This is a genomic window from Finegoldia sp. BIOML-A1 (genome assembly GCF_009678325.1).
Taxonomy (GTDB): domain Bacteria; phylum Bacillota; class Clostridia; order Tissierellales; family Peptoniphilaceae; genus Finegoldia; species Finegoldia magna.
This window is the reverse complement of record NZ_WKZF01000003.1, coordinates 183,962-194,791: the sequence shown is the minus strand read 5'-3', so window position 1 is coordinate 194,791 and position 10,830 is coordinate 183,962. Positions and strand designations below refer to the sequence as shown.

Here is a 10,830-nt window from a genome sequence, read left to right as displayed (position 1 = left end):
CTCTTGTTTAATACAAGTGTTACGGCTGCAGTTAATGTTGTTTTACCGTGGTCAACGTGACCTATTGTACCAATGTTAACATGTGGTTTTGTTCTTTCAAATTTAGCTTTACTCATTTATATAAGCCTCCTATTTATTATTCTTTTTTCCTATTACTTCTTCTGCAATCGAGTTCGGAACTTGTTCATAATGATCCATTTGCATTGAATATGTTGCACGACCTTGAGTTTTTGATCTTAAGTCTGTTGCATATCCAAACATTTCTGCCAATGGAATGTACGCATCTAATACGTGTACACCATTTTTAGGATTCATACCGTCAATCTTACCTCTTCTTGATGAAACGTCTCCCATTACATCTCCCAAATATTCATCTGGAGTTGTGATTTCAACTTTCATTGTTGGTTCCAATAAGATTGGTTTTGCTTTAGCAACTGCTGCTCTGAAGCCCATTGAACCGGCAATTTTGTATGCCATTTCTGATGAGTCGACATCGTGGTAAGAACCATCTAAAAGAGTAATCTTCATATCAAGCATTGGATATCCACCTAAGATACCTGTTTGAGCTGCTTCTTCAGCACCTGCTTGAACTGATGGAATGTATTCTTTTGGAATAGCACCACCGACAATTGCGTTAATAAATTCGATACCATTTGCTTCTTCAGGATTGTCAATTGGTTCAACTCTAAGAGTACAATCACCGTATTGTCCACGTCCACCTGATTGTTTAACGTATTTTCCTTGAGCTTCAGCTGCTTGAGTGATTGATTCTCTGTAAGCAACTTGTGGATTACCGATGTTAGCTTCTACTTTGAATTCACGTAAAAGTCTATCAACGATAATTTCAAGGTGAAGTTCACCCATACCAGAGATTATAGTATCGCCAGTTTCTTCATCTGTATATGTTCTAAATGTTGGGTCTTCTTCTGCAAGTTTTGCAAGAGCAATACCCATTTTTTCTTGACTTGCTTTTGTTTTAGGTTCGATTGCTACCGAAATTACTGGATCTGGGAATTCCATGTTTTCAAGGATAACTTCGCTATCCATATCACATAAAGTGTCCCCTGTTGTTGTATCTTTTAATCCGATAATAGCTACGATGTCTCCAGCGTATGCTTTATCAATTTCTTCACGCTTGTTAGCGTGCATCATTAAGATACGACCAATTCTTTCTCTCTTACCTTTTGTTGAGTTGTAAACATAGCTTCCTGACTCAACACTTCCTGAATAAATTCTTGTGAACGCAAGCTTACCAACATATGGGTCAGTTGCGATTTTGAATGCTAATGCTGCGAATGGTTCTTCATCTGATGATTTTCTTGTAGTTGGCTCATCAGTTTGAGGATCCACACCTTTGATATCTGGTACATCAGTTGGTGCTGGCATATAATCAACGATAGCGTCCAATAATGGTTGAACACCTTTGTTCTTATATGCAGAACCACAAAGTACTGGGTTCATTGCGTTAGCAATTGTTGCAGTTCTTATAGCTCTTTTGATTTCTTCTTCAGTTAATTCTTCACCTTCAAGGTATTTTTCCATTAACTCTTCATCGTGTTCTGCTATGTTTTCTAATAATTCTGCTCTATATTTTTCAGCTACTTCTACTAAGTCACTTGGAATATCTTCAACAGTGAATTCTGTTCCTAGTTCGTTTTTGTAGATATTAGCTTTCATTGTAATAAGATCAACTACACCTACGAATTTATCTTCAGCTCCGATAGGAATTTCGATAGGTACAGCATTTGCTCTCAATCTTTCTCTAATAGTGTCAACAGACATGAAATAATCAGCGCCTGTTGCATCCATTTTATTGATGAAGCAAATTCTTGGTACGCCATATTTATCAGCTTGTCTCCAAACAGTTTCTGATTGTGGTTCTACACCGCTTTTCGCATCGAATAAAGCAACTGAACCGTCAAGAACTCTAAGAGATCTTTCTACTTCAACTGTGAAGTCAACGTGACCCGGTGTATCGATGATATTGATTCTGTTACCTTTCCAGAAACAAGTTGTTGCTGCAGAAGTAATTGTAATACCTCTTTCTTGTTCTTGAACCATCCAGTCCATTTGAGCGGCACCGTCATGAGTGTCCCCAATTTTATGGATTTTACCTGAATAGTATAAAATACGTTCAGTAACTGTCGTTTTACCGGCATCAATATGGGCCATTATACCAATGTTTCTTGTATCTTTTAATGAAACTTGTCTAGCCATTTTTTCTCCTTACTTACTTTCCGATAGATTAGTATCTATAATGTGCAAAAGCCTTATTAGCTTCAGCCATCTTGTGTACGTCTTCTCTCTTCTTAACTGATGCACCAGTGTTATTAGCTGCATCCATGATTTCTTTAGCTAACTTTTCAACCATAGTTTTTTCACCACGAGCTCTTGTATAAGTTGTTAACCATCTCAAACCTAAAGTTTGTCTTCTTTCTGGTCTAACTTCGATAGGAACTTGGTAGTTAGCTCCACCTATTCTTCTAGTTTTAACTTCTAAGATAGGCATAATATTGTTCATTGCTTTGTAGAATACTTCAAGAGCGTCTTCTCCTGTAGTTTCTTTGATAATATCAAAAGCACCATAAACAATTTTTTGGGCAGTACCTTTTTTTCCGTCTAACATAATGTTGTTGATAAGCTTAGTAACTGTCTTATCATCGTAAACTGGATCTGGCATTACCTCTCTTTTTTGAACATGTCCTTTTCTTGGCACTTCGCTTCCCTCCTTACTATTTAGTATTTCTCAGGTACTCGAATTACATCGCTGTGCTATAAATGTATATTAAAATCTTTTATTCACACTAATACCTTTTGTTTTTGTTTTATTTCTTTGGTTTCTTAGCACCGTACTTTGAACGACCTTGCATTCTGTTTTGAACAGCTGCAGTATCCAAAGCACCTCTGACAATGTGGTATCTTACCCCTGGTAAGTCCTTTACTCTACCACCTCTGATTAATACAACACTGTGTTCTTGTAGGTTGTGTCCGATACCTGGAATGTAAGATAAAACTTCCATACCATTAGTTAAACGAACTCTGGCAACCTTACGAAGTGCTGAGTTAGGCTTTTTAGGAGTCATAGTTCTTACTGAAGTACATACGCCTCTTTTTTGAGGTGAGTTAGCTTCTGTATAGCTTTTTTTGATGCTGTTGAAGTTACGACTCAAAGCTGGTGAATCAGATTTGTAAGTTTTAGATTTTCTTCCTTGTCTTACTAATTGATTAATTGTTGGCAAATTTTCCACCTCCTGAATTTTTTTATGCATAAAAAAAGAATATACAAGATATTCTTATTTATCCTTGTATATTCTATCATTAACATTATGATATGTCAAACAAATTCTTAGTTTTTTGCATATTTTTATTTTAAATTCCGAAAATTTCTTTGTATCGTTCTTGAGAAGTTTTCGAACGTCTTTTGATATCCAAAATCTCAATATTATTTTCTATAATAATAGACAAAATATCATTAATACTATTGTTGTTTAAGCTTATCATATTTTTGTCCATATTAAAACCCTTGGACTTCAAAACAGATGATAATTTTTCGTTATCGTTTGAAATAATCTCTATAAATTTTTCATTTTCCAAAACTTCTTCCAAAATTTTCCCGTCTTTTAAGAACAAAATATTATTGGTTATTTCATCGATATCGTTTAAAGAGTGACTGGATATTAAAATTCCCTGTCCATCTTTTGCTTTCTTCTTTATAAGAGCCATCATCTTTATAACGCTAGTTGGATCAAGACCAGAAAGCGGTTCATCAAGCAATATAATATCTCTTTGTGGCAAGAAATCCATCGCAAGCATCAGCTTCTTTTTCATCCCCAAAGAATACGAACCAGTCTTGCTTTTTACAAAACTTTCAATTCCTATTTCTTTGATAACCCTATCCACATCATCCTTGGTTCTTTTATAGACATTTTTGATATAGTTCAAATAATCCATGCCGTACAAGTTTTCATCCAAGATTTTCTCATCTTTGAAAAAAGAAATATGATTAAAAATCTTCTCATCCTTAAACTCTTTGCCGTCTACCAAAACTTGTCCGCCATCTCTTTTAAGAAGATTAGTCATAGTATTCATCAAAGTAGTCTTACCAGAGCCATTCGGGCCTACCAAAGCCTTGATTTGTCCTTTTTCAATACTAAAAGATATATCGTGAAGTATCTTTTTCTTTCCGTAACTTTTTTCAATATTTACTACTTCTAACATTATTTCCTCCTGCCAAATGAAACTCTGCCCAATACATAAAACAATATTGAACTAATCACAAGAACTACAACAGCCATCACCATCGTGTAAGAATTCTGTCTTATCAACGCCGACAAAAATCCCGTAGATACAAATCCCGAATCCACATAGTTAAATGGAATAAAAGATCCGATTGCTCCCATGTATTTAAATGCGGTAAATGGAATTATCAATGCAATTATAGATATTAATATCGTAAATAGTTTGTTAGTAGCAGTGTACATAGAATTTACAAACATACTGATAAATATCGTAAACAACACAGTTATTGTAAAAGATTCTAGTATATACACCAGAAATGGACCAACATTTGAGTAAATAATTCCACCGTCCACAATATAGTTAATAATTGGAAAATCACTGTCTGCAAATCCACCCATAATACCACCAGCTAAGAATAATACCAAAACTGCAACGATGTTTATACCAATCGCGTATATTACGCTTTCCATTATCTTTGACTTGTACGATTTTGTTCGACTTACAGGAAGTACTGATTTAAGTTCAAGCTGCTTATTCGATTTTATAATAGTAGATGTGAACAGCAATACCGCAAACACAATCAACACTACATTAAATTTAAGATAGAAGTAATCGTGTAACATCGCAAAAGCATTAGTTCTCTCTGATATTCCATGAGTAATGTAGTAATTGATTTTAGGCAAAATTCCCTTGAAGCTATCCACATCAAATGGATTATAATCAATTCCTAATTCCGGAATATAATATTTGTCAGTTGGCATAATGTTATTGGTTATCATGTATTTTTGTTTGAAGAATGCTCCTTCAAGTGCAAAATCGTTGAATACGTCCACCATTCCAGTTGTTTCGCTAGCTGCACCATTATAAAAAACAACATTAAACTCAGTTACCCTTTCCTTATTCAAATTGTTGAACTTTTGAGGAGATTTGTATCTATTTTCATAAGCTTCGAAGTATTTGTTCTCATTTTCGCAAAATTCCAAAGTATTTGAATGAGAATCTATCATTTCATTTGCTCTTTTGCTATTGCCATATTTTGCCTTAATCTCATCAATATACCTATATTCCCAATTTTCCTTAGTAGAATTAAGATCGTTATATTCTTTAATTTGAGTGGAATTAAAATTGTGCCAATTGTTTTGTAAACAGATATTTCCAACCAAAATAGCACACACTACAAACAATATCAAAAACCCATTAAATGATAATACACAGTTTTTCACGGAACCTTTTAAGTTGAATACATTTCGCTCTTTGTATGTATCATGTGATGTGAATTCTTTTCTCCTGTTCAAAAAAATCGTACCTTTAGCTGATATCAAAAGCATAACCACGGTTGAAATTACTGGTTTTATCGAGTACGATTTGAACAAGCTTAGAGGATTGTATGCATGATTGAAGAAATTAAAATCAACCAATAGCAAACTCATTATCAAAATCAAAGTAAAGTACTTTACTTTGGTATTTTGTATAAGTTTATCAACAAAAGAAAACGCAAATCCAAACGACATAGTTATTAACGCAAAAGGAAATACACTCTTTAAAAATGTGGACAAAGGCGTTCTCATAACGTATGAGTATTCTCTTATCGAACCACCCCTGTCCTGAACAGTCCTAATAACAAATGTAGAGTCATAGTGATATGTTAAATCACCCACACCATTTCCAGTTAGTAAGGATGCCACTAATAATGTAAGTAAGGAAATGAAAATATACATCAATATCATACACATAATAATACCAAAATTATTTGCCACATCCTTTATTTTGGAATTCGATGTTACGCTGGTTATATCATCTTCTCTCATTGTGAAAATCATCACGAAGCCTAGTAGAATTATTGGCACAGCTCCAAAAATTACACCAGCTTCATCAAATATCACTTTGCTGAAACTGTGATTGTCATTCTCGTCAATCAATCTATCTTCTACGGAGTTTCTCTCTTTTAAGAAATTTATGTAGCCTTCTGATATCAGTACATTTCTTCTAAGCTCCTTCGGATTATCCATGTTCTCATCTGTATTGTACTTACTATTCAGAGCATCCAATTCATTAGTGTACTTTATGATATCCTTTTCATTATAATTAGACTTATCATACTTGTAGTTTTCATCAAGCCCATGAGCTTTCATCAAGTTTTTTAATACATTTTTCCCTTCATTTAGGTACGCTTTGTGGTCTTCGTAGCTTTTTTTGTCAGGTTCTTCCGGTGTTATTTTCTTCCAATTAGTTTTTTTGATGATCAACTCATCCCAACTAATATTATTAGAAATGAAGATATCATTTGAAAAAAGAAAATCAAACGCATGGTTTGTTGTATTAAAATGTAAAAAAAAAGCAACAATTCCCATAGTTATAGAAAACAGAATCAAAAATGGAATCATCTTGTATCTGTATAATTTTTTTAGTTTGTAAGTAAACATTTTTGTCTCCTTTAACTTAAAAATATTTGGTAAAAGTCGGCAAAAACCGACTTTTACCTAAATAAACATTAATATCTGTATCCTCCACCAGGACTAGGACCACCGCCCGTAAATCTATAAACAGTTCCAGAGTATTTATAATACGAAACTCCATTTTTCTCATAAGCAGATCTTGTAGATCTATACAAATAACCTTTATAACCCGCACTTTCGTACCAATATTTTGTTCCAACATTTCTCATAGTTATTGTTACATACTTTCTTTGTTCATACTGTGCTTCAATTGGAGGCTTATCAGCAGATTTCGCTTGTGTCAAAACCGGTGCCATCATTAAAAGACCAGTAAGTAATAGTGTTCCTTTAATTGTTTTGTTTAAATTTTTTCCCATGTTAATTCCTTTCTTTTATTTATTGATAATTATCTTTAAGGTACCTTACAATTAAATATTATACTTATTTTTAGTTTTTGTCAAGTGTTTTCCTAAAAATAAATATCACATTTTTAATTTTATTAAATTGATTTCTGGTCGATTAAATATCCTTGGAACTACGGTCTTTTCCTTGGTAAGTCCACGTGACACAATCAGTGTATAATAGTCGTTGTACATTCCTCCTGCGTATTTTGGAAACAAACCTTGTCCCGGAGATATAATACCATTTAATATAAAAGGAATCCTCCATTGTCCACCGTGAGTGTGCCCTGATATCATCAAATCGAAATTTTTTAGATTTTTCTTGAAATAATAATCTGGTTTGTGAATCAAACAGATATTAAAATTTTCTGAATTTAATTTTTCATCTAAATCATCTAACTTGTTTTCATAATCATCCAAAATTTTTCCAGATGAATCGTCCACTCCGATAAGTTTAATGTTGTTTGATAAGAACACTTCTTCATTATTGAGAATTTGTACATTATATTTTCTGATTGCCTCATCTATTTCTACCAGATTTTCTATTCTTTTTTCGTGATTTCCATGAACATAGTACATCTTTTTACCAAGTTGTTGCAATTGTTCCAGTAATTCAAATGCTTTTTTGGGTTTTAATTTGTCATCTAAAATATCTCCACCCAACAAAATCACATCACAATCGACCGATTTTATTTTATCCATTAATTTCTTTTGATTTATTCCATAATCGCATGAATGAAGATCCGATAAGAATAATATGTCCATTTCACGGTCAATCTTTTCAGATTTTATTTCGTACTGTATTATGTTAATTTTGTACGATATCGATACTAATAAAAATAATAATATCAATGCGGATATAATTAAATACATTTTTCACCTCAAATTAAAAAAACCGAGCTACAAAAGCTCGGCTATTGGTGGCTCATCCGGGACTCGAACCCGGGACACCCTGATTAAAAGTCAGGTGCTCTACCATCTGAGCTAATGAACCACGACTACCTTTCTATGATAGCACAATAATATTGTTTTGTAAAGTGTTTTTTACAAATTTTTAAAAAAGAGCAGAATTATTACAAACTCTGCTCTTGATTTTACAATTTCACAATATCTTCTTTGTCGAATGCAAAGTATTGTGCTATTCCATTTTTGTATTCTACGTCGATTTCTCCTTCGATTAAAGGAAGAATGTAGTCCATAAATTCGTCGTCGATTTGAAAATGGCTGTCTGTGTATTTTGGAATTATCATTTTCGTTTTATTGGCAACTTTTTCTATATCTACAAGTTCGAATTCTGTCTTGTAAGGTTTGTTGGAAATTCTTTTGATTCCTACCATTTTACCTGAATGATTTTCTACACATTCTACAGAAAATTCTCCAACTTCAAATGATTCTTCAATGTCTGTCTTGGATGCAAATGACATGTCACATCGTTGAAGTATGTTCAGTTCAATACTTCTAATTGGCATATCGTAAATTTCTTTTAATTTATCTCTGATTATGTGAGATGGCCCTTGCAATTGTGCATGGCCGAACTTGTCTTTCTTGCCAGATGTTTTGGATATGAAGTTATTGGAAGAATCTTTAATACCTTCACTTACTAAAATCAAAATATTATCCGTTCTCTTGAAGTTTTCATTGATTTCCTTGACTAGGTTATCAAATTCAAATGTATCTTCACTTATATACACAAGATCTGCTCCAAGGTTACAAAGTTTCTTGGAGATTGCTCCTGCTGCTGTTAACCATCCAGCGTATCGTCCCATGATTTCAACAATAGTTATAGTTCTGTAGTCGTAGATTTCGACATCTTTAGCTATTTCATAGACAGAATTTGCTACAAACTTCGCTGCAGAGCCAAATCCTGGTGTATGGTCAGTTCCAAATAAATCATTGTCGATTGTTTTCGGAGAGCCCATTACATGAATATCTTCTCCAATTTTTTCGATGTATTTGGATAATTGATACACTGTGTCCATTGAGTCATTACCACCAATGTAGATAAAATAATTAATGTTATATGATTTCAAAATTTCCACGATTTTTGCAAGTTTTTCTTCGCTATCTACTTTGTATCTGCAAGATCCCAATGCACTTGCTGGAGTGATTTTTAATCTGTTCAAATCTTCATCTGTTTTGATTTGTGCTTTCAAGTCTATGATTTTAGAATCTAGCAATCCTTGCACGCCGTATAAAGCTCCGTACACATTGTCAAATCCTAGCTCAATTGCTTTTTTATAACAACCAGCCAATGTTGCGTTGATGGCACATGTCGGTCCACCTGATTGTGCTATTAATAAGTTTTTGATAATACCACTCCTTAATATTCTTCTCTTTCAAATCCTTTACCCAATACTTCGTATGCGTCATTTACCGTAATAAATGCACGAGGGTCAAGCTTCTTCAATTTTTTCTTCAAATAAGCAACTTGTCCTCTCTTTAAAACGCAGAATATTATATCTTGTTCGTTATTCAAATAAGCACCTTCTCCGTGTAAGAAAGTGACACCACGATTCATATCTTGCATAATAATATTTGCAACTTCTTCGTTTTTCGAAGTTATTACGAAAACTTGTTTAGTTTCACCTATTCCCAATTCGATTTTATCCAAAACTCTGTAAGCTACAAACATCGAAATAATAGTATAAAATCCTTTATCAATACCATACAATGCACTACCTATAGCTATGATTACTGCATTACAAGCCATGAGTACATTTCCTATTGAAATATCTTTTTCGTTTTTCATAATAGCAGCTATGATATCCAAACCACCACTGCATGTACCAAATCTAAAAAGCGTACCCATCGACGTGCCATTTATCGCTCCACCAACCACAGCTACAAGCATATCATCTTTTAAGATAAATGGATTTGGAAGATAATGGAACAATGTCAAATATATTGACAACACAATGGTAGAAATCGCTGCGTAATTTACAAATTGTCTAGTTAAGTATTTGTATCCAATAATCATAATTGGAATATTAAGTAAGAACACTGTAACTCCTGTAGGAATTCCCGTCATATATTGAACCAACAATCCAATACCAGTAGAACCACCACTTAGAAAGTTCTTTTGACTGAAGAAAAAGTCAATTGCAACGGCAGCCAATAAGTTAGCCAACAAAATTGAAATGATTTTCTTCTTGGCTTCATGTCTATTACCAAAATTTTTTACAAAAAAATCCGTTTTACTCATTATTTTATAAATCCTAATCTTTCTTTAATATATACATCCCATATAAACAAAGCCACAGCAATGACAACGAATGTGTAGTTTTCATCCTTTACATCCAATGTAAACTTTTCATAGATGCTGAAACCTTTCTTGTTTAATTCTATATTGCCAAAATCTAGTACATTGATATGTTTAAAATCAGAAATATCAATTACTTTGTCGTTGTCGTATTTAATAGTGTTAGACATGTCAGACTCTAATGTAAAATTGACATTCTTGGAATTTATTACGTATTTTTTGTTATTATCATAAAAAATACGTTCAACCTTCATCACGACATCTTCGTTTTCATCGTAAAACACAAAGTTTGATCCCTTGTCAAAGCTTGACCCAATGAATGCATCGAAAAACGAAGTGCTATTTCCTTCCTTATATCCTGAATAGATAAGCTTATCATCCGATAAAATTCTAAATCTATCCTTTATGTCTTTGTTAATATAAAAATCGTAAATCATAATCAATCTTTCTTTGATAATTAAAAGTTTAATAATAAAAAATCAGGCCATAGGCCTGA

Annotated in this window: 11 protein-coding genes and 1 tRNA gene; all 12 read right to left on the bottom strand. The window is 33.2% G+C overall.

The annotated features are described in order from the left end of the window. The coding region (locus GKG00_RS04875; protein WP_154254518.1) for a GTP-binding protein at nucleotides 1-116 on the bottom strand (116 nt) is incomplete at its 3' end. 13 nt (nucleotides 117-129) lie between these two features. Beyond that, nucleotides 130-2,217 (bottom strand): elongation factor G, encoded by a 2,088-nt coding sequence (gene fusA / locus GKG00_RS04870; protein ID WP_154254517.1) that lies wholly within the window; start codon nucleotides 2,215-2,217, stop codon nucleotides 130-132. A 28-nt stretch (nucleotides 2,218-2,245) separates the two neighbouring features. Then, nucleotides 2,246-2,716, bottom strand: a complete 471-nt coding sequence (gene rpsG / locus GKG00_RS04865) for a 30S ribosomal protein S7 (protein ID WP_002835373.1) — start codon at nucleotides 2,714-2,716, stop codon at nucleotides 2,246-2,248. Nucleotides 2,717-2,825: 109 nt separating this feature from the next. Beyond that, entirely contained in the window at nucleotides 2,826-3,239 is a 414-nt protein-coding gene (rpsL, locus tag GKG00_RS04860) for a 30S ribosomal protein S12 (protein WP_002835374.1), read from the bottom strand. A 130-nt stretch (nucleotides 3,240-3,369) separates the two neighbouring features. Further along, nucleotides 3,370-4,218, bottom strand: a complete 849-nt coding sequence (locus GKG00_RS04855; RefSeq protein WP_002838543.1) for an ABC transporter ATP-binding protein — start codon at nucleotides 4,216-4,218, stop codon at nucleotides 3,370-3,372. Continuing rightward, nucleotides 4,218-6,662 carry a hypothetical protein gene (locus tag GKG00_RS04850; RefSeq protein ID WP_154254515.1) on the bottom strand — a complete coding sequence of 815 codons (2,445 nt, stop codon included), beginning with the start codon at nucleotides 6,660-6,662 and terminating at the stop codon, nucleotides 4,218-4,220. The genes GKG00_RS04855 and GKG00_RS04850 overlap by 1 nt, the downstream gene beginning before the upstream one ends. A gap of 68 nt (nucleotides 6,663-6,730) precedes the next feature. After that, nucleotides 6,731-7,051: a hypothetical protein gene (locus tag GKG00_RS04845; protein WP_154254514.1), complete on the bottom strand. Its 321-nt coding sequence runs from the start codon at nucleotides 7,049-7,051 to the stop codon at nucleotides 6,731-6,733. A 105-nt stretch (nucleotides 7,052-7,156) separates the two neighbouring features. Continuing rightward, nucleotides 7,157-7,948, bottom strand: coding sequence for a metallophosphoesterase (locus tag GKG00_RS04840; RefSeq protein ID WP_154254512.1), 792 nt, complete (start codon nucleotides 7,946-7,948; stop codon nucleotides 7,157-7,159). A 45-nt stretch (nucleotides 7,949-7,993) separates the two neighbouring features. Then, nucleotides 7,994-8,069, bottom strand: a tRNA-Lys gene (locus tag GKG00_RS04835). A 100-nt stretch (nucleotides 8,070-8,169) separates the two neighbouring features. Beyond that, nucleotides 8,170-9,369, bottom strand: coding sequence for a diphosphate--fructose-6-phosphate 1-phosphotransferase (locus tag GKG00_RS04830; RefSeq protein ID WP_316449755.1), 1,200 nt, complete (start codon nucleotides 9,367-9,369; stop codon nucleotides 8,170-8,172). 26 nt (nucleotides 9,370-9,395) lie between these two features. Continuing rightward, nucleotides 9,396-10,277, bottom strand: a complete 882-nt coding sequence (locus GKG00_RS04825) for a YitT family protein (RefSeq protein WP_154254510.1) — start codon at nucleotides 10,275-10,277, stop codon at nucleotides 9,396-9,398. Then, nucleotides 10,277-10,771 (bottom strand): hypothetical protein, encoded by a 495-nt coding sequence (locus GKG00_RS04820; protein ID WP_154254509.1) that lies wholly within the window; start codon nucleotides 10,769-10,771, stop codon nucleotides 10,277-10,279. The genes GKG00_RS04825 and GKG00_RS04820 overlap by 1 nt, the downstream gene beginning before the upstream one ends. Nucleotides 10,772-10,830 lie beyond the last annotated feature (59 nt).